13 protein-coding genes and 3 pseudogenes are annotated in these 22,806 nt (G+C 49.9%); 13 read left to right on the plus strand and 3 right to left on the minus strand.

Going from position 1 to position 22,806, the window contains the following annotated elements; genetic code table 11:
* Positions 1–307: 307 nt before the first annotated feature.
* The 12 genes and pseudogenes from HUN05_00995 to HUN05_01050 all read left to right on the plus strand — a co-directional run bounded on the left by HUN05_00995 (position 308) and on the right by HUN05_01050 (position 16,772).
* Entirely contained in the window at positions 308–2,716 is a 2,409-nt protein-coding gene (locus tag HUN05_00995; GenBank protein WDP83918.1) for a 3-hydroxyacyl-CoA dehydrogenase/enoyl-CoA hydratase family protein, read from the plus strand.
* Positions 2,717–2,729: 13 nt separating this feature from the next.
* Positions 2,730–3,908, plus strand: a complete 1,179-nt coding sequence (locus HUN05_01000) for a thiolase family protein (GenBank protein WDP83919.1) — start codon at positions 2,730–2,732, stop codon at positions 3,906–3,908.
* Between the two features lie 451 nt (positions 3,909–4,359).
* Positions 4,360–5,784, plus strand: coding sequence for a HAMP domain-containing protein (locus HUN05_01005; protein ID WDP83920.1), 1,425 nt, complete (start codon positions 4,360–4,362; stop codon positions 5,782–5,784).
* Between the two features lie 28 nt (positions 5,785–5,812).
* A complete protein-coding gene (locus HUN05_01010; protein WDP83921.1) occupies positions 5,813–6,670 on the plus strand; it encodes an IS256 family transposase in 858 nt (285 codons plus the stop codon).
* A gap of 97 nt (positions 6,671–6,767) precedes the next feature.
* Positions 6,768–7,937, plus strand: coding sequence for an IS4 family transposase (locus HUN05_01015; GenBank protein WDP87864.1), 1,170 nt, complete (start codon positions 6,768–6,770; stop codon positions 7,935–7,937).
* A 14-nt stretch (positions 7,938–7,951) separates the two neighbouring features.
* Positions 7,952–8,344, plus strand: a pseudogene (locus HUN05_01020) (transposase).
* Between the two features lie 214 nt (positions 8,345–8,558).
* Complete coding sequence (locus HUN05_01025) at positions 8,559–9,395, plus strand: hypothetical protein (GenBank protein WDP83922.1); 837 nt, start codon at positions 8,559–8,561, stop codon at positions 9,393–9,395.
* Positions 9,395–10,770: pseudogene (locus HUN05_01030) on the plus strand (sigma-54-dependent Fis family transcriptional regulator). The gene HUN05_01025 and the pseudogene HUN05_01030 overlap by 1 nt, the downstream one beginning before the upstream one ends.
* 232 nt (positions 10,771–11,002) lie before the next feature.
* Complete coding sequence (locus HUN05_01035) at positions 11,003–11,803, plus strand: transporter substrate-binding domain-containing protein (protein ID WDP83923.1); 801 nt, start codon at positions 11,003–11,005, stop codon at positions 11,801–11,803.
* Positions 11,804–11,973: 170 nt separating this feature from the next.
* A complete protein-coding gene (locus tag HUN05_01040; GenBank protein ID WDP83924.1) occupies positions 11,974–13,974 on the plus strand; it encodes a methyl-accepting chemotaxis protein in 2,001 nt (666 codons plus the stop codon).
* A pseudogene (locus tag HUN05_01045) lies at positions 13,946–16,271 on the plus strand (chemotaxis protein CheW). Before HUN05_01040 ends, HUN05_01045 begins: the two are co-directional and overlap by 29 nt.
* Before the next feature lie 57 nt (positions 16,272–16,328).
* Positions 16,329–16,772, plus strand: a complete 444-nt coding sequence (locus HUN05_01050; GenBank protein WDP83925.1) for a purine-binding chemotaxis protein CheW — start codon at positions 16,329–16,331, stop codon at positions 16,770–16,772.
* Between the two features lie 154 nt (positions 16,773–16,926).
* On the opposite strand, the gene HUN05_01055 is transcribed toward HUN05_01050, so the two are convergent.
* On the minus strand, positions 16,927–17,337 hold the full coding sequence (locus tag HUN05_01055; protein ID WDP83926.1) for a hypothetical protein: 411 nt from the start codon (positions 17,335–17,337) through the stop codon (positions 16,927–16,929).
* Positions 17,338–17,484: 147 nt separating this feature from the next.
* Complete coding sequence (uvrA, locus tag HUN05_01060) at positions 17,485–20,442, minus strand: excinuclease ABC subunit UvrA (protein WDP83927.1); 2,958 nt, start codon at positions 20,440–20,442, stop codon at positions 17,485–17,487.
* 184 nt (positions 20,443–20,626) lie between these two features.
* Between uvrA and HUN05_01065 the strand changes: the two genes are divergently transcribed.
* Positions 20,627–21,679: a radical SAM protein gene (locus HUN05_01065; GenBank protein ID WDP83928.1), complete on the plus strand. Its 1,053-nt coding sequence runs from the start codon at positions 20,627–20,629 to the stop codon at positions 21,677–21,679.
* A 48-nt stretch (positions 21,680–21,727) separates the two neighbouring features.
* Here HUN05_01065 and HUN05_01070 read toward each other — a convergent pair whose 3' ends face one another.
* Positions 21,728–22,720 carry a hypothetical protein gene (locus HUN05_01070; protein WDP83929.1) on the minus strand — a complete coding sequence of 331 codons (993 nt, stop codon included), beginning with the start codon at positions 22,718–22,720 and terminating at the stop codon, positions 21,728–21,730.
* Positions 22,721–22,806: the final 86 nt, after the last annotated feature.

The raw sequence follows: 22,806 nt of genomic DNA on the forward strand, positions 1-22,806 counted from the left end.
CAAGTTTGTAATATCCGTTTAAAAAACCCAATCACCGTATCAAACCCCTTTTATTTTTACAAGACGCTTAAATTTTTATTCATGAATGATAATTCATACCTCAAGATGATTTGCCCCCCCGGGATCCCCCCGGAAATGATCTTTGGAGATTTTCACACACAAACCTTTGAAATTGATAAATATTTTACCCATTCCCAAACCAATCCCATAAAAATATTTTTCCTTGACAATCCAGACCCATTTCGATAAATCAAAATGAATGGTCATTCATAATATTGAATATATACTCGAACTTTAGGAGGAAATCATGGTAAGAAAGATCAGAAAGGCTGTAGTCATCGGGTCCGGAATCATGGGAGGCGGGATTGCTGCCCTTCTTGCCGGTGCCGGTGTTGATGTACTGCTCCTGGACATCGTTCCTTTTGACTTAACAGACGAAGAAAAAAATGATCCTGCTGCAAGGAACCGTATTGTAAAAGCAGGTATGGATGCAGCCCTTGCATCAAAACCCTCTTTGTTTTTCAACAAAAAAGATGCCGGCAGAATTGCCATTGGCAATCTGGACGACGACATTGAAAAACTGGCTGAATGCGACTGGATCGTAGAAGTGGTTGTTGAGAACCTCAAGATCAAAAGAGATCTCTTTGAAAAGGTTGCCAAAGTCAGAAAAGAAGGCGCCATCATCTCTACCAACACCTCGGGTATCCCTCTTAAAGACATCTGTGAAGGCTTTTCCCCGGAATTTAAAGAACATTTCATGGGCACCCATTTCTTTAATCCGGTCCGGTACATGCACCTGCTGGAGCTGATTCCGGGAGCTGAGACCAAACAGGAGATCCTGGATTTCATTGCCGGATTTGGCGAGAAAAACCTGGGTAAAGGCATTGTATGGGCCAAAGACACGCCCAACTTTGTGGGCAACAGAATCGGTATCCATGGCATTGGCGCCGCCATCAAATTCATGGTGGAAGACGGCCTGACCGTTCCTGAAGTAGACGCCCTGTTCGGCCCGGCCCTGGGTCGTCCCAAAACAGCTATATTTAAAACCACTGACCTGGTCGGCCTGGACACCATGGCCCATGTGGCCCAGAACTCCTACGAACTCTGCACGGACGATGAGCAGAGAGAGTCCATGAACCTGCCCGAATTCATCGGAAAAATGGTTGAAAAAAACATGCTGGGCAACAAGACCCAGGGCGGTTTTTACAAGACAGAACTGACTCCGGAATGGAAAAAACTGCGCAAGGTCCTGAATGTTGAAACCCTGGAATATGAAGATCTGAACCGGCCGACCTTTCCCTGCCTGGATGAGGCCAAGAAAAAAGCCACCCTGGTTGAAAAAATGGCCTGTGTTCTCAAGGGCGAAGACCGTGGTGCCAAATTTGCCTGGAAATGCATGTCAAATGCCTTCCAGTATGCGGCCAACCGGGTACCTGAAATCGCAGATACCATCGTTGAAATCGACAACTCCATGAAATGGGGTTACAACTTTGAAATGGGTCCCTTTGAAGCCTGGGATGCATACGGTGTTGAAGCGTCAGTAGAAAGAATGAAGGCCGAAGGCCTGGACGTGCCGGCCAATGTTCTGGCAATGCTGGACAAGGGTGTTGCCTTTTTTTACAAACTTGAAAACGGCATTCGGTATTATTACGACTTCTCCTCAGGCGAATACAAAGCGGTTCCCGTATCTAAATCCATGGTTTCCATTGCTGCGGCCAAGGGCAACAACAAAACCGTCCTTGAAAATGGTTCCGCCAGCCTTGTAGACATCGGAGACGATGTATTCTGCATAGAATTTCATACCAAGATGAACGCCATCAACGGTGAAATCGTTGACATCATGGCAGATGCCAGGGACTATGTGGACAAAAACGGTTGCGGTCTGGTCATCGGCAATGAAGCCGGCGGCATGCCCGGCGCCTTTTCTGCCGGAGCAGACCTCTCCTTTATCTCCAAACTCTGCCACGATAAAAAATATGCTGAAATCGAAGCCTTCCTAAAGGTTGCCCAGGATGGTATCCAGGCGGCCAAATATGCTCCCTACCCGGTGGTTGCCGCTCCCTACGGCATGGTTCTGGGCGGCGGTTGCGAGACCTGCCTGGGCGCAGACCGGATGGTGGCCCATTCAGAGCTTTACATGGGTCTGGTCGAAATCGGCGTGGGCCTTCTGCCCGCCGGCGGCGGATGCATGAACCTCTGGAAAAAATATGTCACTGCCCTTCCCGGTAAAACCGTGAAAGAGGTGGATCTGGCCAGAATCTTTATCCAGTGCTTTATGAAAGTTGCCATGGCAGCCGTTTCCATGTCTGCACCCGGCGCCCAGAGTAACGGATTCCTCGGCCAGGCCGACCGGATCGTCATGAACCGGGACAACCTCATTGGTGAAGCCAAAAAAGAAGTATTGAAAATGGTGGATGACGGATATGTGCCCCCGGCCAAACAGCCCCTCAAGGTGTTTGGTAATGCAGGCCAGGGAATGATCCAGGCAGAGCTTTACAACATGCTCAACGGCAAATTCATGAGCGAACATGATGCCTTTTTGGCAACACGGATCGGATATGTCATGAGCGGCGGCGAAGTAAAAGTCGGCAGTGAAATTGATGAAGAGACGATCCTCAAGCTGGAAAGGGACGCTTTTGTTGACTTCTGTAAAGAAGAAAAAACCATTGCCAGAATCGACCATATGCTGAAAACCGGCAAACCGCTCAGAAACTAAGGAGGACTTTCAAATGAAAGACGCATATATTGTACAATCCGTCAGAACCCCGGGCTGCAAGCAGAGAAGAGGTCTTTTCAACCAGACCCGGCCCGAAGAGCTGGCATCTTTTATCATGAAAGAAGCCGTTGACAGAACCCCCAACCTTGAAGCCAAGGACATTGACGATGTCATGATAGGCTGCGCCTTCCCCGAAGCGGAACAGGGACTGAACCTGGGCCGGGTCGCCGCTAGAATGGCCGGCTTTCCCAACGAGGTTTCCGGCGCCACCGTCAACCGGTTCTGCGCTTCCGGCCTTGAAGCCATTGCCCTGGCCTCTGCCCGGGTATCCATGGGCTGGTCTGACATCTGCATGGGTGCAGGCTGCGAATCCATGACCTTTGTTCCCATGGGCGGCAATGTGCCCCGTCCCCATCCTGAATTTTCAAAGACCAACCCTGAAGATTATATTTCCATGGGCATCACGGCTGAAAACGTGGCCAACCGCTACAATGTCACCCGGGAAGACCAGGATATCTTTGCCGCGGCATCCCAGGACAAGGCAGCCGCTGCCAGGGATAATGGTAAATTTACCGAAATTGTCCCCACCCCGGCCTTTAAATTTGTCAAACAGGCCGACGGCACCTACAAAAAAGAATCCTTTATTGTAGAGCATGACGACGGTATCCGGCAATCCACTCCCGAAGGGTTAGGCAAACTGAGAACCGTTTTTGCCGTAAACGGATCCGTAACCGCAGGTAACTCTTCCCAGACCACGGACGGTGCTGCAGCCACCATTATCGCGTCCAAGGAAAAATGCGAAGAACTCGGTCTCACCCCCATTGCCAGGCTGGTTGCCTATACATCTGTGGGATGCCGGTCCGATGAAATGGGTGTCGGCCCCAGATATGCCATTCCCGCAGTCCTGAAACGGGCCGGCCTGACCATTGACGACATTGATATCTATGAAATCAATGAAGCCTTTGCCTCCCAGGCCCTCTACTGCATCAGGGAACTGGGCCTTGAAAAATATATGGATAGAATCAATATCCACGGCGGTGCCATTGCCCTGGGTCATCCCCTGGGATGTACCGGAGCAAAACTCACAGCCACCTGCCTTGCCAACCTCAAAGAGGTGAACGGTAAATATGGAATCGTTTCCATGTGTATCGGCGGCGGCATGGGCGCTGCAGGCATATTTGAAAGACTATAGCATGATCTTGTTGTTTGTTTAAAAAGAACCGGTTCTTCTTGTTTTCAGGGAAGGACCGGTTTTTTTGTCTATCCTTATCCTGTGCCCCGAAAAGATGCCGGAACAAACGGTTTGAATGCCTTTTTTTTTCCTGGCTCCAAAAATCATTGAACACGCATACGTCTCCTGAATTTTAAGACCCCGCTTTTAAGAAATTTCTCAAAAAAAAGCACATCTTTCGCTTGCAGTTTCTGGCATTTTATTGTGCATACAATCTCACCGTTTACCTCCCGATTTAAATCTCCGGAGAGATAAAACTCATTATTTTAAAGCAATAGATTAAGTCTATTTCCTCAGCCTGTCCCGGCTGGGGGCATGTGTGCTACAGCGTTTGCCCCCAATGCGGGACCGGACCCGGGAAAAGAGTATTTTTATTTAAAAGGCGCATCCATGGATGCAAAAAAGGAGGCTCGTGGTTAACAGAATCATACCCCCCAAGGGGATAAAAACCAGTATCCGGTCAAATTTTTTCTTCTACTATTTTGTCTTTGGGCTGATTCCCCTGGTTACCCTGGGTTTTTTTTCCTATAAAACCGCCTCAGACGCCCTGAAGAATCAGGCAAGGGAACAATTGGGGCATCTGGCTGAAAAAACCGCCCACCAGGTGGATGCCTTTTTTGAAAATATTGAAAAAGACATTATCATGTATTCGGATTGTCTATTTATCCGGCAGTTTTTTTCCAAGCACACCCCAAAAAAACCCTCTGGCGCCATTGAAAGATACCTGAAAGGGCACAGCCATTGCCGGCAAATTCTTTTTTTGGATTCAACGGGCAGACAGATCATGGGCGTCCCGGACAAGGCAGAGCCCTGGAACCCGTCCCGGTTTGCCGCAGCCTGGGACCGGGATCTTTACTTTTCAGAAATCCTGCACAAAGACGGAGAGGCCTTTCTCCTTCTGTCTAAAAAGGTATATGATTTTAAGACCCCGAATCGGGCGGTGGGACTTCTTGTCTTTGAAATCCGTGCCAGTGCGCTCACCGCCTTTGTCTCTTCCTTGAAAATGGGGACCCGGGGGTATGGATTTATGATGAATAACCAGGGACATATCATCTACCACCCGGATAGTACACTCCAATGCGCAGACAACGTTGAAATCCTGGGGGATAAGGCGTTTTCAAAATTACTCTTTCGCATGAAATCAGGACAGAGGGGGGTCGGGCCGTATCGGTTCAGAAACAAGGATAAATTCCTGGTCTTTGCCCCCTGTAGTAGACAGCCCTGGAGTGTGGGCATCGCCCTCCGTCAAAACGAATTCATGACAGAGATAACCTGCCTGAGGAACAAGGTGATCACCTTTGGAAGTTTGTTGGTTTTACTGGTTAGCCTGGTCATCATGACCTTTGTCAAAAGCTTTACCCTGCCCATCCAAAAGCTGACCTCCAGGGCAAGGGCCATTGGCCGGGGGGACCTGGATCAGGTCATATTGATCTCTTCTCCAACCGAACTTCAGTGTTTGGCCATGGAGTTTAACAATATGGCGGCCAGGCTGAAAAAGAGCATGAACGAAACCATTGCCCTGAAAACCTTTAACGACGATATTTTACAAAGTGTCTCGTCGGGCATTATCACCATAGACTGCTCAGGGAGCCTGACCTCAATTAATAGAAGTGCGAAAAATATTCTCGGCATTCTCCCGGATATGGTTGACCCGGGCAAAACAACAAAATTCCTCCCCCCCGGCCTGACCAAAGTAACTCGGCTGTTAAACCATACCCTGGAAAAAGGCGAACCCCTCACCCAAGATGAATCAGAGTACCCCATAGCCCAAGGCGACCCTGTGTTTTTAGAAATTACGAGGGCGTTCAAAATTCTGTGTCAGTTGAATGAAAGCTGATATACTCAGCTAAATAAGGAGAACTGACATGCCCGAAGAAAACACCGAATTTGATTTTCAAAAAGCCCTTAAAGGCATCCAGGAAGGTAAACCCTTCACAGGTAAGGGCGGCGTCCTTACATCATTAATCAAAAATCTTGCTGAAGCTGCTCTTGAAGGAGAGTTGGAGTCCCATCTCGGGCAGGAAGTTTCTGCCAACCGCCGTAATGGAAAAAGCAAAAAGACCATTAAATCCCTGGATGGTAAATTTGAGCTGGAAACCCCGCGTGACAGGGCCGGAACCTTCTCTCCACAGATCGTCAAAAAACATCAGACAACGCTCAGCGATGAAATTGAAAGAAAGATAATAGCCCTTTACGGCCTGGGCATGAGTTATAATGATATGGCTTCCCATTTACAGGAAATCTATGGACTTGAGATTTCAAATGCCACTCTGAGCACCATTACCGATAAAATCATCCATACCGTCAAAGAATGGCAGGCCAGGCCGTTGGAAAATGTGTACCCAATCGTATGGCTTGATGCCATACATTATAAAGTACGAGAAAACGGAAAGGTCGGCAGCAAAGCCGTTTACACAATTCTTGGGGTGAATATCGAGGGCCGCAAAGAGGTTCTTGGGCTGTACATATCCGAGAATGAGGGTGCGAACTTCTGGCTGCAGGTGTTAACAGACCTTTCAAACCGAGGGGTAAAAGATATCCTGATTGCCTGTGTTGATGGTCTAAAAGGTTTTCCCGAGGCCATTGAGACCATATTCCCGGACACAGAAGTTCAACTCTGCGTAGTCCACCAGATCCGAAATTCATTGAAATACGTTGGTTCCAAAAATAAAAAGGAATTTATGGCAGATCTCAGTAGTGTCCGGTTAGGTTGTTGCATATAAAAAGCATCTAAAATCATTGAAAAAACAGTCGGTTTTGTGTTGACAAATGTGCGTAAAAATTTTTGTGCGCCTTGAAAATTTAACTCAAGGAGCTCAAATGACGCACATCTCAGTCCCTAAAAAACAACTACGGTCCCTGAACTTTGACAATTTCAGGTGCCCTCTGATAAAGTCACTTTCAAAAGCACCGGAATTACAATCTCGAGGAGACCGCCCTTTAAAAATGACATTCGAAGACCAGATAAATGCTTTGGTTTATTTCCATCTTCAGGAGCACAAGTCTGCCCGACATTTAATTCAGGATCTCAAGGAGAATGTTTTTGCTAAAGAAAATATTGCGCCAGACGGTGGTATCAGCCGTAGTAGTTTCTGTGAAGCCATCAATCACAGGGGACTCGAACAACTGCAATTTATCTTTGAGGATCTTTATAAACAGGCTCTTGAGTGTCATCCGGGTGAACACGCCGAGTTAGGAGAGTTGGTTTCCATTGACGGTAGTCTCATAAATGCAGTCCTTTCAATGCACTGGGCGAACTACAGAAAAGGAAGTAAAAAAGCCAAAGTACATTGCGGATTTGACATTAATCACGGAATCCCAAACAAAATCTTTTTGACTGAAGGCAACGGCGCTGAACGCACTTTTGTTCCCAAAATACTTTCCAAGGGGCAAACAGGTGTTATGGATCGTGGATATCAATCCCATAAAGAATTTGACCTGCTTCAGGAGCAAGGCAAACATTTTGTCTGCCGTATAAAAACCAGGACAACAAGAACAATTATTGATAACCACGAGACCCCTTCCGACAGCTACATTTTTTATGATGCACTGGTTAAACTTGGTACTCCGAATCAAAACCAGACGAAAAGGCCTGTTCGGGTTGTTGGCTATAAAATTGCTGGCGTCAAATACTATGTGGCAACTGACAGGCATGATTTAACAGCGGAACAAATAGCAACAATTTATAAACTCCGGTGGACCATTGAGGATTTTTTCAAATGGTGGAAAGAACATCTGAAGGTATATCATCTCATTGCCCGCAGTGAATACGGCCTTATGGTTCAGATTCTTGGCGGCCTTATCACTTACCTGTTACTGGCAATCCATTGCCAAAAACAGTTTAATGAAAAGGTCACGATCAAAAGAGTTCGGCAGCTGCGAACCGCCATTCTAAATGACCTGTTTGGCTGCGAGGAGCAGGGCTCTCATAGTTCAAACAGGGACAATATTGTCAAAGATCAAAAAATTATTGAGCAAGCAAAAACCTAACCGGACATCACTGGGCAGATCTAAAACGTGTTTATAAAGCGGTCAATAAGGATCTGGCCGAAGAAGAACTGGATATCTTGGAAAATAAATGGAATGACAAATACCCGATTGTGATAAAATCCTGGCGGAACAACTGGGAACGCCTCAGTCATTTCTTTAAATATCCAGAAGAGATTCGACGGATAATATACACCACAAATACCATTGAGGCTGTGCATCGACAGTTTCGAAAACTGACCAAAACAAAGGGATCATTCCCGAACCAGGACAGCCTGTTAAAGCTGCTTTACATGGGGATCCAGAACGCCAGTAAAAAATGGACAATGCCGATTCAAAATTGGTCACTGACAATTTCCCAGTTGGCAATTTTCTTTGAAGGCCGGCTGGATAAAGAGCTGGGAATTTGATAGGGATTTATTTACAGATGGAAAAGATGGTTCCAGGAACTCCACTCCAGCAAAAGTCAACTCCTCCGACGTGGCTGATTGAAGGCCCATTCTCGGACCTGACTTTTACTTCCGCTGGCGCTGAGGCAGATCCGGGAACCGAAACCGTGACACAGAATTCTGAACATTCCCGAAATTTACCACCTCATTGCTCAATGACAGATCCGGACAGGTGATGGGCGCCATTGCCGATATCAGGGACGTGACCCTGAAAAAACAGATGGAATCGCTCATGATCCGGGTGGATAAACTGACCTCCCTCGGGGTTTTGTCTGCCGGCATTGCCCATGAAATAAGGAACCCCCTGGCGGGAATGAAAGCCTGCTGCCAGGTCCTGGCCCGGAAAATCACCCAGGGAAAACAACAGGTACTGATCGCCGGGATTCTAAATGAAATTGACCGGCTCAACACTATTGTGACGGACCTGGTCACCTTTTCAGGCTCTACCCCCCATTACCCCGGCCCCGCTGATATCGGAGGCATCCTGGAAAAGACCCTGGGCCTGTTAAAGGATACCATAAAAAAGGCCGGGATAGAGGTGATCCAACCCCATACCGGTGAAGGGCCGCCGGCGTTTGCCGACCGGGAGCAGGTTCAGCAGATTTTTTTAAACATCATTCTCAACGCTGTAAACGCCATGCCTGATGGCGGTAAGCTTACCATATCCCTGAAGACCGTCCCCGAAGATCGTTTAAAAAGAAAAAAGGGGAAAGGAGAATCTCCCCAGGCCAAGGGCTCAACCCAAAACGGTTTGGAAATCACATTCACCGACACCGGCTCAGGCATAAAGAAAAAAGATCTTGACCTGGTGTTTAACCCCTTTTTCACCACAAGCCCAAAGGGGAGCGGCCTGGGGCTTTCCATTGTTCACAAGCTTGTGGAAAATAATAAAGGGGTGATATTTATCACCAGCACCCATGGCCAAGGCACCCGCATGACCCTAATTCTGCCGGCTGCCGATCCCGCAGCATTGCGCCGGAATATGACAAAACCAGACAAGAGGACAAGTTGATGCGCTCGAGAAAACTATTGATAGTCGATGATGAAACTGTATTGTGCCAATCCCTTGAAATTGATTTTTCTGAAGACGGGTATAAGGTTCAGACCGCTCAGACAGGCGAGGAAGCCCTGACCCAGGTTAAGGCCTTTTCTCCCTCTGTGGTGCTTTTGGATCTGCGCCTGCCCGGAATGGGCGGTATTGAAGTCCTCCGAAAAATGATCCGCCATACCCCGGATATCGCTGTTATCATGATGACGGCCTTCGGGGATACAAAGACCATCGTCAAGGCCGGGGCCTTTCATTTTATAAACAAACCCTTTGAACTTGAAGAACTCAAAGAAAGGGTCAAACAGGCCTTAAGGGAACAAAAGCTAAAACAGGAAGTCATTTACCTGAGGCATCAGAACCGGAAAATCTATCGGTATTCAGACCTGGTGGGCCAGAGCCAAAAGATGATGGATCTTTACAACCAGATTGAAACCCTGACTGAGGCGGACAGGACAACGGTTCTGATCCGGGGGGAGAGCGGTACCGGAAAAGAGCTTGTGGCCAGTGCCATCCATTTTAAAAGCCGGCGCTCCAGCTTTCCCTTTATGGAAATCAATTGCGCCTCTCTGCCTGAATCCCTGATCGAAAGCGAATTGTTCGGCCATGAAAAAGGGGCTTTTACAGATGCCAAACAGGCCAAAAAAGGGTTGTTGGAAATTGCTGATCACGGAACAATCTTTTTGGACGAAATTGCAGAAATGCCCATGGCAATTCAGGCCAAGCTGCTTCTTTTCCTGGAAAAAAGAAGTTCAAACGGCTGGGGAGCGGAAAGGACATCCAGGTGGATGTCAGAATCATCGCGGCCACCAATCAGGATCTTGATGCTGCCATTGAGAATAAAACATTCAGGCAGGACCTGTATTACCACCTCAATGTGGTCAGCCTTCATACCCCGCCCCTGAGGGTGCGGCAGGAGGATATCCTGCCGCTGGCCAATTATTTTCTAGAAGCGTTTGCAAAGGATATGGGCAAACCGGCCTCGTCCCTCTCTTCTGCGGTGGAAACCATATTTGAATCCTATGCCTGGCCCGGCAATGTTAGGGAGTTGAGAAACGCCATTGAGCGGGCCGTGATTTTTTCCAGGGGGGATGTCATAGGCCCAGATCTTCTCCCCGAAGAAATGACCCAAGGACCACAGGATATGCCCAGGGAAAAGCCCGTAGAAAAAACATCTGGCCTAAGCCTTCCCATTGATATGGTACTGCTCAAGGCCGAAGAAAACCTGATCCAGGATGCCCTGTCCAAGACCGGGGGGAACAAAACCCAGGCCGCAGATATGCTGGGAATCAGCCGGTTTTCCCTAAACCGGCGGATGAATAAAATTCAAAGCAGGGAATGATTCAACGGCCGGGCGCTTCTGTGCGTTAACCGCACGACCAGACCGGGCCAATGCCGCACGCATGGCACTCCTTTTGCTTTTCATTGGAAACCGTTTGCTAATTTAAAGCGGTTAATCCGTTCTAAAGTGATGAAAGGCGAGGATGGCAAAGAACAAAAAAAGTCAGATTAAAAGGCGCAATGGCTGCTGTCTCCGGCAAAGGCCCGGGCAAAAGGGATGACAGCATAGATATATGGCCAGTCAGATCAAAATATCGGGGGGTCTCGTCTTTCTTGCGTTGGTCTTTTCAGGCAGGGTCTGGGCAGAAGAAATCACCATGGCCTGCACGGATCATTACAGGCCATACAGTTACCAGGTCAACAATGAATCCAGAGGGATCTATGCCCATATCCTTGGTGAGCTGTTCCAACGGATGGGGTATGAACACCGGATTAAAATTCTGCCGTTCAAGCGGGTGCTTTGCATGACCCGGTCGGGCCAGGTCACGGGTATGGCCGGGGCGTTTTTTACCCCCAAAAGAGATGAGTATGCCCTTTTTATCTGCAATGTCCCGTTGGCCAGAATATCCCAGAGCCTCTTTATTTTAAACGCCAACCCCATTGACAAGGCCAAGGCGGTGAACTTTCAAGGCGGGTTGATCGGCCACAAACGCGGCTTCCTAATCCCCGGTGAATTTATTGTTGCGGCCGAAAAAAAAATGATCCGCACCATTGATGCCGAGCGTACGGATCAGCTGATTGACATGCTGATCCGGGGACGGCTGGACGGGTTTATCCACAACACCTTTCATGTTCTCGCACATATTGAAAACCATGGCAGGCAAACCAAGATAAAACATTTGCCTTTATTTTCCGCCCGGGACAGGCCTGCCTTTATTGCATTTTCCAGAAAAGCCTTAAAAACCCTGCCTGAATCCTTTCCGGTTCAGGTTCAAAACACCCTTGGGGCCATGCACAAGGAAGGCTTTATCCAGGCTCTGCAACCCCGCTGTAATCCACCAACCATTGAATCGAGAAAGGAAAAATCTAAATGAAAAATCATCAATAACCAACATTGTTCGTGATTGCCTCGGGCCTTGGAGGAGCTGTGAAAAAAGGACGTTAAAGCATCTCCAAACACTTTGGCAAATATAAAAAAATTGGTATCGGTTCGCCAAGGACGAAATGATAATTAATCCAACAGAAATGAAAATCGGAGTTGAAAATGAATAAAAAAAAGCTGTCCTTAAAAGTAAAATTGATTGGCGGGTTCTCCCTCCTGCTTGTTCTGCTTCTTGTGGTTGCCCTGATCGGTTACTCCTCCTTAAACCATGCCTCTTCAGGTTTCCATGAATACCGGGAAATGGTACGGGATGCCAATCTTGTGGGGCGGCTCCAGGCCAATATGCTGACCGTTGAAATGAATGTTAAAGACTATTTGATCTCAGGCAGCAACGAGGCTTTGGCCGACTTTGAAGAACGCTGGAAAAAGGTAGCGGCCTTCCAGGCCCAAGCCCAACAAGAGATCCAGGCACCCAAACGGGCCGCGTTAATCGATGAAATTGAAGCAGCCCTTGGCAATTACCGAAAAGGGGTTGACCAGGTCGTCAATTTCAAAAACCAGAGAAATCACCTGGTCAATGAGGTGCTCTCTGTTAAGGGACCTTCCATGGAAAAAGCCCTGACCGGCATCATGGTCTCGGCAGAAAAGGACGGGGACAGCACCGCAGCCTACCAGGCCGGTATTGTCTTAAAACACATGCTTTTGGCTCGGCTCTACGTGATGAAATTTCTGGACACCAATAGCCAAAAGGACACAGACCGGGTTCACAAAGAGTTCAAAGCGCTGAGCCGGGAAATCACTATCCTGGACCGGGAACTGGAAAACCCCGAGCGCCGCAGATTCTTGGCCAGGGCCCAGGATGAGGGATCCGCGTATATGAATAGTTTTAACACCCTGGTTGAGACCCTATTTGCCCGGAACAAGGTGATTGACGAGACCCTGAACCATATTGGCCACCTTGTTGCCGAAAAGGTGGAAGAGGTTAAACTGGATATTAAAAAAGACCAGGATGAGATCGGCCCCCGCCTGGAAGCTGCCAATCAAAATGCCGTGAAGATGATTGTTGTGATCAGCCTGTTGGCCGTGGTTTCCGGCCTGGCCGTGATATTTTTTGTGGTCAGCGGAATTTTAAAACAGCTTGGGGGGGATCCCGCAGAGATCGAACAGATTGCAGAAGAGATTGCCAAAGGCAACCTGGCCATCTCCTTTGACACAGAAAACCGCAAGATCCAGGGCGTTTATGCCAGCATGAAGGAGATGACGGAAACACTCTCCCATATGTTCCAAAACATCAAGGACGGGGCCCATACCCTGAGCAGTTCATCCAGTGAATTGTCCACGATTTCCGAACAGATGTCTTCCAATTCGGAACAGACCTCTGAAAAGGCCAACGGCGTGGCAGCCGCATCCGAGGAAATGTCCGCAAACATGAATGCCGTGGCAGCGGCAACAGAACAGACCACGGCAAATATCCAGACCATTGTGGCGGCAGTGGAAGAGATGTCGGCCACCATCAATGAAATCGCCTCCAATACGGCCAAGGGCAGTGAAACCACTGCCCAGGCCGTGACAACCGCAGGAGAAGTTTCCAAAAAGGTGGATGATTTAGGAATCGCCGCCTCTGAGATCAGCCAGGTCACCGAGACCATTGCCGACATTTCAGAGCAGACCAACCTTCTGGCCTTGAACGCCACCATTGAAGCGGCCAGGGCCGGGGAAGCCGGCAAAGGCTTTGCCGTTGTGGCAGGAGAGATCAAGGCCCTGGTCCAGCAGACCGCCGAGGCCACCAGCGAAATCAGCACTAAGATCGCAGGGGTTCAGTCCACCACCCAGGAATCTGTTAAGGCCATTGGATCCATTGTGGAGGTCATCAATGAGATCAACACCATTGTCGGATCCGTGGCCGTGGCCATTGAAGAGCAATCTGCCACCACCCAGGAGATTACCACCAATGTTACCCAGGCAGCAGCAGGGGTCCAGGAAGTCAACAATAGTGTGAATCAGACCTCTGCGGTTGTGGGAGAAGTCAACAAAGATATCAGCCAGGTCAGCCAGGCCACAGAAGAAATCCAGACTGGCGGCCTTCAGGTCAAGACCAGTGCCTCGGAGTTGTCCCAATTGTCTGAAAGCCTGAATGAAATGGTCAACCGATTTAAACTCTAAACTTATCCTGCCTGCCTCCGGGCAGGCAGGCATACACCTGACAAGGAAACATGAAATGACAGAACAGATTACCCCGCCTGAAGCCAAATCCTCCCTAAGGGTGAATGTAAGGCTGCTGGATACTTTGATGACACTGGCCGGTGAACTGGTATTAAGCCGGAATCAACTGCTCCAGGGCATCGGCACCCTCAATACCAAGGCCACTGAATTGTCCGGCCAGCGCATTGATATGATTACCTCGGAACGTCAGGAGGCCATCATGCAGACACGGATGCAGCCCATCGGCAATATCCTGGGCAAATTTACACGGGTGGTCAGGGATCTCTCCGGCCAGCTGGAGAAATCAATAGAACTGGTGCTCGAGGGAAAAGAGGTTGAACTGGACAAGACCATTCTCGAGGCCATCAGCGATCCTTCAACCCATCTTGTCAGAAATGCGGTTGATCACGGGATTGAATTGCCGGACCAGCGGAAAAAGGCCGGCAAGGATCCCAGGGGAAAAATTATGATTAAGGCCTTTCATGATGCAGGTCAGGTGAATATCCTCATCTGTGATGACGGCCAAGGCATGGATCCTGAAAAGATATCCAACACCGCCCTGTCCAAGGGACTGATCACAGAAGAGCAATTGGCCCAGATGACAAAAAAACAAAAGTTGGAGCTGATCCTCATGCCCGGCCTTTCCACCGCCAGAGAGGTGACCGATGTCTCCGGCCGGGGCGTGGGTATGGATGTGGTGACCACCAATATTGAAGGCCTTGGCGGGACAATAGACCTGGATACCCGGCCGGGCAGGGGCACGGATGTTCAGATTCGCCTGCCCCTGACCCTGGCCATTATTCTCAGCCAGGTCACCATTGTGGCAGAAGAGCGGTATGCCATCCCCCAGGTCAACTTAAACGAGTTAATACGGGTTCCGGGAGATGAAATCAACGACCGCATTGAGCGGGTGGGGGATGCTGAAGTGGTCTGGCTCAGGGGAGAACTGCTCCCCTTACTCAACCTGGCCCAGATGCTGGGACTTGAAAAAACATTTTTGAATCCTGAAACCGGGAATAGACAAGTTGATAACAGGAAAAATATCGCAGACCGGCGGTCAAACCGGACAGATCCTGAAACCGGATCTTGCCCGGCCTCAAAAGAGGCGCAATTTCACCGCCAGGGCCGGGACAGAAGAGTTCATATCCCCAAGGCCGTGAATATCGCTGTTGTCTCTGCCGGAGCCTATAAATACGGCCTGGTTGTGGATGAACTTCATGATTCCGAAGAAATCGTGGTCAAGCCCGTGGGCAGGCATTTGAAATCCTGTTCCGCCTATGCCGGGGCCACCATTATGGGAGACGGCAGGGTGGCCCTGATTCTTGATATTGCCAATCTGGCCCAGATGGCCGGACTGGATGCCATGGACAACCGCCAGCCGGCCACCCCAGATACCGCCTGCACCGATGCAGAAAATGAGAATGCAGCCCTGCTGACCTTTAAAAATGGGGCCAAGGAATATTTTGCCGTGCCGCTCTGTCTTGTGGAACGGATTGAGAGAATAGAGACCAATACCATTGAACAAGTGGGCCGCCAGCGGGTGGTACAGTACAGGGGGGGGGGGGACACTGCCCCTGTACGACCTGGAACAGGTTCAAGAATTTTCCGACCTCCCCCAAACCCGGTTCCAGGAAGTCATTGTGTTCAAGCTAAATGGGAAAGAGGCGGGACTCATGGTGTCACCACCGGTTGATGCGGTTGAAGTCAGACTCAATATTGACCAGTCCTTCTTAACCCAGGAGGGTATCAGCGGTTCAATGACCATTGGATCCCATACCACGCTTCTGGTGGACATATTCCAGCTGATTCAACAAATTGACCCCAACGGGTTTGGCCAAGGCCAAGACCTTTCCAAAGAGGCTGTGGCGGGGAAAACCCTTTTGCTGGCAGAGGATTCTGAATTTTTCAGGGATAAGTTCAAGGCTCTCCTGGCAGGATACGGCTTTAAAGTAATTACGGCCCAAGACGGCCGGGCTGCCTGGGATATCCTTGAACAGGATTCCGGCAAAATTGACCTGGTGATCACGGATGTGGAAATGCCCAATATGGATGGATTTGAGCTAACCCGAAAAATAAAAGAGGATGCCCGGTTTTCCCATTTAAAGGTGATTGCCCTGACATCCCTTTCAAGTCCCAGGCATATGGAAGAAGGCAACAGGGCCGGCATTGATGCGTATCTGACCAAGTTTGATACCCAAGGACTGCTGTCATCCATTCAAAAAGGGCTGACCCAGGATGTTCAAAAAATTTTACCATGAGTTGAAAGGTTGGATTTTTAATTTAAAAAAACCCCTAACAAAGGAAGAAATGTAAAAATGACAAATAACAGCTCCCGGGCCCTGGGCCGGGAAATTGAATTTTCAACATTCAGGGTAGGCGGCGCCCTTTTCGGGATCAATCTATTAAAGATTCAGGAAATCAATAAACACCTTGAAGTCACAAAGGTCCCCCAGGCCCAGGATAATATCAAAGGCATACTCAATCTAAGGGGCAGGATCGTGACCATCATTGACCTGGGCAGAAAACTTGCACTTGAACCGGTAAAAACCTCTTCTGAAAACAGGAATGTGATTGTCAACTCCCAAAACGAGTATATCGGGCTTCGGGTTGATTCCATAGAAGGCGTGATTTCGGCCGGACAAACGGAGATTGAACCGGCACCCGCAAATGTCAACGGGGTAAAAGGTCAGTTCCTTGAAGGGGTGCTAAAAACAGACACCCAATTGATTGGCATCCTGGATATTGACAAAATTTTATAGACCTAACCCGCATATTTCACAAAGCGTTTTTGCCTTAGCTGCAAGGCACAGACCGAGAAGCCGTAGTCCTTTACTGCGAGCGGACTGTAACGCAGCAGATGAGGCAAAACACTTAAAATCTCATGAAATATTCGGGCCGTCAGGAAAGGGCCGGTTATTTTGGGGCCAACTGTTTGACAAACAAGCTGAACTCGCCGTAAGGATGGGCAGAAACTCGGATATCAAAAAAACCATCCCCGGTTTTCACCCATGTCTGACCGTTGCCGATATAATGGACCTGGATGCCTCTTCCCTGAATCCAATGTTCAGGCGTTCCATTTATTTTTTTGAACAGAACCAGAAACCAGGCCCCTTGGCCGGCCCTCACCCGGACGGTGGAAATATGCTCCCCTCCGACCATGCCCCCTGCCCGGCACTGACCCTTTTCCCTCTTGAACTCCAGGCAGATCCGGCTCCGGCTGGTTGTATCCTTCCGGCAGGACAGGCGGTCCGGACAGTCTGCCCATAAGATTTCCCGGCTGTCCAGGGCCAAAACAGGCAGGGGCACTGATAACAGAGCAATCAAACAACAGATCGGGCACATCTTTTTAAAAAATCTGATCAAATTCATCCTTCGGCTCTGCCAGGGCACAATCATGGGTTTGCCCCTGAGTGCCTAACCCTTGATGATGTTTACAAGGTTGGGGTATAGGCACTTGAGTCGCCTATGCCCTTAATTGGACAAAAGTGGCTTGAGATATCGTCCGGTATGGCTGTTCTCATTTTCAGCCACCGTTTCAGGAGGGCCTTCAGCCACGATCTTGCCCCCTGCACTCCCCCCTTCAGGCCCGATATCAATCACCCAGTCAGCCGTCTTGATCACGTCCAGATTGTGTTCGATGATAATCACGGTATTCCCGGCAGCGGTCAGTCGCTGGATCACATCCAGCAACAGCCTCACATCCTGGAAATGAAGGCCGGTGGTGGGCTCATCCAGAATATACAGGGTATCTCCAGTGTCCCGCTTGGCAAGCTCCCGGGCCAGCTTGATCCGCTGTGCCTCTCCCCCGGACAGGGTGGTGGCCGCCTGTCCTAATTTGATATAGGAAAGTCCTACATCCATGAGGGTATCCAGAATTCTGGAGATCTTTGGATGGCTTTCAAACAGCTCTCTTGCCTGGACCACGGAAAGATCCAGGACATCGGCAATGGAGTGGTCCTTGTATTGAATTTCCAGGGTGGACTTGTTGAACCGTTTGCCGGCACAGACCTCACAGGGCACAAACACATCTGCCAGAAAATGCATTTCCACCTTGATATATCCGTCGCCCTTGCAGGCCTCGCACCGCCCCCCCTTTACGTTAAACGAATACCGCCCCTTTTTATACCCCCTGGCCTGGGATTCGGGCAGCAGGGCAAAGAAATCCCGGATAAAGTCAAAGACCTTGGTATAGGTGGCGGGATTACTTCTCGGGGTCCTGCCGATGGGTTTCTGGTCAATGTTGATCACCTTGTTGATGTGTGAGAGGCCGGTTATTTTTTTATGTCGGCCCACACTCATCTGAGAATTGTTCAGGGCCACGGCCAGGGCCGGGTAGAGGATCTGGTTGACCAGGGTGGACTTGCCTGCACCCGAGACTCCGGTCACTGCAGAAACCAGGCCCACGGGAATTTTCACGGTCAGATTGTTTAAATTATTTTCCGTTGCCCCGACAATGGAAATCCATTTATTGGCCTTGGGTGTCCGCCGTTTTCCAGGAATGGCAATGGCATCTTTTCCCGTAAGAAATCTGCCGGTGATGGAGGCCGGGTTGTTCCGGATCTGCCCGGGACTTCCCTGGGCCACGATCTCTCCCCCCAGATGCCCGGCTCCCGGTCCGATATCAATGATCCAGTCCGATTCTTCCATGGTTTCCTGGTCATGCTCCACAATGAGCAGGGTATTGCCAATATCCCGCAGATGCTTGAGGGTGGACAGCAATTTGATATTATCCCGCTGGTGAAGGCCGATGGAGGGTTCGTCCAGAATATACAGGACCCCGGTGAGTTCCGACCCCACCTGGGAGGCCAGACGGATACGCTGGGACTCTCCTCCGGACAGGGTCGGCCCTGAACGGTCCAGGGAAAGATAATCCAGTCCCACGTTGACCAAAAACCCCAGGCGGTCGGAAATTTCCTTGAGCAGTTCTTCGGCAATCAACCCCTTGTTTCCGGAAAGATCCAGAGCCGTGACAAAATCATAGGCCTCTTTTACGGTCATCCCTGTCAGATCAATGATGGACTTGTTTTTAATGAACACATGGAGGATCTCATTCCGCAGCCGCTTCCCCCGGCATGCAGGACAGGTGGATGCGGTCATGAAATTGGCATAGTATTTTTTCTGGTGTTCGGACTGGGTATTTCTGTACCGCCGCATCAGGGTGTGAATCAGCCCCTCATGGGTCCTTGAAAACTGCCCCTGGATCTTGGCTGAATTCCAGTTCACGGTCATCTGTTTTGTCCGGGACCCGTAGAGAAGCAGGTTTCTCTGTTTTTGAGGCAGCTTTTCCCAGGGCAGGTCAAAATCAATTCCCCATTGGTCTTCCATGGCCAGCAGCTGTCCCTTGCCCCAGGAATTGTCATTCTGGAACCTGGGGTTTTTCATAAAATAATTTTTCCATGGGATCACAGCACCCTCACGGATGCTCAAGGTTTTATCCGGCACCACCTTGTCCGGGTCCATGGCCAGAAGAGTGCCGATTCCGTTGCAGTCCGAGCACATGCCCAGGGGGGAGTTGAACGAAAAAATCTGGGGAGTGAGTTCAGGGTAGGCAATGCCGCAGCAGGATCTGGCCTCGCTCATCTTTAGGTCCTCCCGTCCCACCATATGGACGATGAGCTGGCCTGAACCCAATTTAAGGGCCGCTTCCACCGAGTCAGTAAGCCGCTCTTCAAATTTCCCGCCGGATTTAACCACCAGCCGATCCACCACCACTTCAATATGGTGTTTTTTATTTCTGGCCAGGGTCTGGACATTTTCAAGATCCTGGACCACCCCGTCCACCCTGACCCGGGCATACCCCTCCTGTTTAAGTTCTCCCAATCGTTCCCGGTGCTCTCCCTTGCGGTTCTCCACAATGGGTGCCAGGATCAGAATCTTAGACCCCCGGGGCAAATCCATAATCTGGGAGACCATGGACTGGGCATGGCCCCGGCCCACCTTATTGCCGCATTTATAGCAGTATTGGGTGCCCACCCGGGCAAAGAGCACCCTGAGATAGTCGTAGATTTCCGTAATGGTGCCCACGGTGGACCTGGGGTTTTTGGAGGCGGCCTTCTGCTCAATGGCAATGGTGGGTGAAAGCCCCCGGATGGTATCGTACCTGGGTTTTTCCATCTGCCCGATAAACTGGCGGGCATAGGAGGACAAGGACTCCACATACCGCCTCTGGCCTTCGGCAAAAATGGTATCAAATGCCAGGCTGGACTTGCCCGAACCCGATACCCCGGTGATCACCACCAGACGTTTCTTGGGAATTTCCACATCAATATTTTTAAGGTTGTGCTCCTTGGCTCCCCGGACAATGATCCGGTCCAACTCCTTGGCATGATCGGCAAAGGTTTCCGGCAAGGGCGTTAAGGGGACAATAGAGGGGGTCTCTTCCTGGGGATCTCTTATCTGGACAGCAGCGGTTTCTTGGTCCTGTTTCATTTTTTTCTGGGCCGTTTTTTCAGGGTTATTGATCCATCACACCATAATCACCCCAAACAAAAAGTAAAGATCCGTTGAATTCTTCCAGGGATTCCAATTGTTGTGGAATGCCGGATATGGTAGGATTTACAAAATAATTTAAAAAAGGAAAAAATTCAAACCAACTCACAAGCGGGGAAAACCCATGAACACCCAAGACTATCCCTTTGAAACCGGCATATACCGTCCCCCAAGCGAAGGGGGAAGCGCCTCCCTTCTGGTCCGATTCACCCGGAACTGCCCCTGGAACCACTGCACCTTCTGCGCCATGTACAAAGGGGAAAAATTCGAACCCAGGTCTTTGGAAGAAATCAAGTCGGATATCCATGCCATGGCTGCCCTGGCCCGGGATTTGAAATCCGCATCTGCGGGTCTGGGCCAGGGGGGAGAAATCACCCGGGAAGCCATCATGGCCCTGATTGACCAAAATCCTGGCCTCAACTATCACCAGGGAGCGGACATGCTCATCCAATGGCTGGTATCCGGGGGCAGGACCGCCTTTATCCAGGACGGAAATTCCATGATCATGAGGCCAGAAGATCTTGTTGAGGCCTTAAGATATTTAAAAAGCACTTTTCCTTCGATCACCCGGATCACCACCTATGCCCGGGCAAGAACCATTGCCCAGCGGTCTCTTTCAAACCTGAAATCCATCCGGGCCGCCGGGCTGGACAGGGTCCATCTGGGGCTGGAAACCGGGGACGACGTCCTGCTCAAACAGATCAAAAAAGGGGTGGACAGTTCAGGACAGATACAGGGGGGAAAAAAAGCCATGGACGCAGGCTTCCAGGTCTCGGAATACTGGATGCCCGGCCTGGGGGGAAAACTCAGGTCCCTGGCCCATGCCGAAAATACGGCCCGGGTGCTCAATGGAATCAATCCCCATTATATCCGGTCCCGGCCTTTCAGGCCCATTCCCGGAACCCCCCTCTGGGACCAGGTGCAAAAGGGAGAACTCTCCCTGCTCACCCCCAGGGAACAGCTATTGGAACTCAAAACCATGATATCCGCCTTGGACCTCACCTCAAAGGTCTGCTTTGACCATGCCGGCAATTTCTGGCGGACCCCCGGGGGCGAGCTGGTCTTTACCCATGATTACGAAGGATATCAATTCCCACAAGACAAAGAAAAGGTATTGGCACGGATCGACCAGGGCCTGGAGTTTGACCAGCAGCCCATGGACTTCGTTCATCTTTAAAAGAACAAACATATTTACCTGGGGCTGACTCCCGAATATTTCGTTTGCTCAGTCCCGGGCCAGGGGCAGGCAGATGGTAAACCGGGTACCGCTTCCGGGCCGGGATTCAACCTCAAGATCACCCCCATGGCCCTGGCGGATAATAAAATAGGCAACAGAAAGCCCCAGGCCGGTCCCTGATCCCTTGGTGGTAAAAAAAGGATCAAAAATTTTCTTCCGGACCTCCCTGTCCATCCCGGGTCCGTTATCACGGATCTCAATACAGACCGTATCCTTTCCCGGATAAATGGCCAGAACAAAGGTCGGCTTCTCTGTTCCAGCCTCATGCATGGCCTCACTCCCGTTTTTCAATATATTAAAAAGCACCTGCTCTATCTTGGATTCCTCGCAGCAGACCATGGGAAGATTATCATCATACTTCCTTTGGACAATAATCCGCCTGAAATCATAATTTTTTTTCAAATCATAATCCTGGGAGGCCAGATCAAGGGCTTTGTCCATGAGTTGGCACAAATCGCAGGGAAGCTGCCGTGACTCACTCTTCCGGCTAAAGGAAAGCATGTTGTCTATAATGGTGTTCACCCGGATTCCCGCCTCATAGAACTGGTCCAAAAGGGTGTCAATTTTCCGCTGGGTCAAATAGGCGTGAAGGGCATCAATATCAAGGCCGCAGTCCCGTGCCGCACTGAGGTTGGCCGGAAGAGACTTGAACAAACGGTTCTGGATAACCTGGGCACTCTGGATCACAGCGCCCAGAGGATTTTTTATCTCATGGGCCATGCCTGCGGCCAGCCCGCCCAGGGACATCATTTTTTCATTCTGAATCATGACCTCCTGAGTCTGTTTCCACTCGGTAATATCCCTGAGATTGGTCACTGCCCCGGCAACCTTTCCCGAGGAGTTCTTAAAGACCGCAGCCGTGATACTGACGTCCAGGACCTCTCCTGTTTTGGTATACCTCTGGGTATGAAAGCCTCCCAGATAGCCCTCTTGAATGGTGGTGGAAAAGGCCTCAATGGTCCGCTCGTATTCGCTTTCCAAAATAAAATCCAATTCAAATCCTTCCATTCCCAGCCAAACACCCGGGTAAATGCCGGATTAATATACAAAGGAGACCGTTTAAGGTC

The organism is Desulfobacter sp. (genome assembly GCA_028768545.1).
Taxonomy (GTDB): Bacteria; Desulfobacterota; Desulfobacteria; order Desulfobacterales; family Desulfobacteraceae; genus Desulfobacter.

Coding starts and splice junctions, on each gene's coding strand:
- HUN05_01040 (WDP83924.1), top strand. CDS start 11,974: ATGAATAAAAAAAAGCTGTCCTTAAAAGTAAAATTGATTGGCGGGTTC.
- HUN05_01000 (WDP83919.1), top strand. CDS start 2,730: ATGAAAGACGCATATATTGTACAATCCGTCAGAACCCCGGGCTGCAAG.
- HUN05_01015 (WDP87864.1), top strand. CDS start 6,768: ATGACGCACATCTCAGTCCCTAAAAAACAACTACGGTCCCTGAACTTT.
- HUN05_01010 (WDP83921.1), top strand. CDS start 5,813: ATGCCCGAAGAAAACACCGAATTTGATTTTCAAAAAGCCCTTAAAGGC.
- HUN05_01065 (WDP83928.1), top strand. CDS start 20,627: ATGAACACCCAAGACTATCCCTTTGAAACCGGCATATACCGTCCCCCA.
- HUN05_00995 (WDP83918.1), top strand. CDS start 308: ATGGTAAGAAAGATCAGAAAGGCTGTAGTCATCGGGTCCGGAATCATG.
- HUN05_01050 (WDP83925.1), top strand. CDS start 16,329: ATGACAAATAACAGCTCCCGGGCCCTGGGCCGGGAAATTGAATTTTCA.
- HUN05_01035 (WDP83923.1), top strand. CDS start 11,003: ATGGCCAGTCAGATCAAAATATCGGGGGGTCTCGTCTTTCTTGCGTTG.
- uvrA (WDP83927.1), bottom strand. CDS start 20,442: ATGAAACAGGACCAAGAAACCGCTGCTGTCCAGATAAGAGATCCCCAG.
- HUN05_01025 (WDP83922.1), top strand. CDS start 8,559: ATGGGCGCCATTGCCGATATCAGGGACGTGACCCTGAAAAAACAGATG.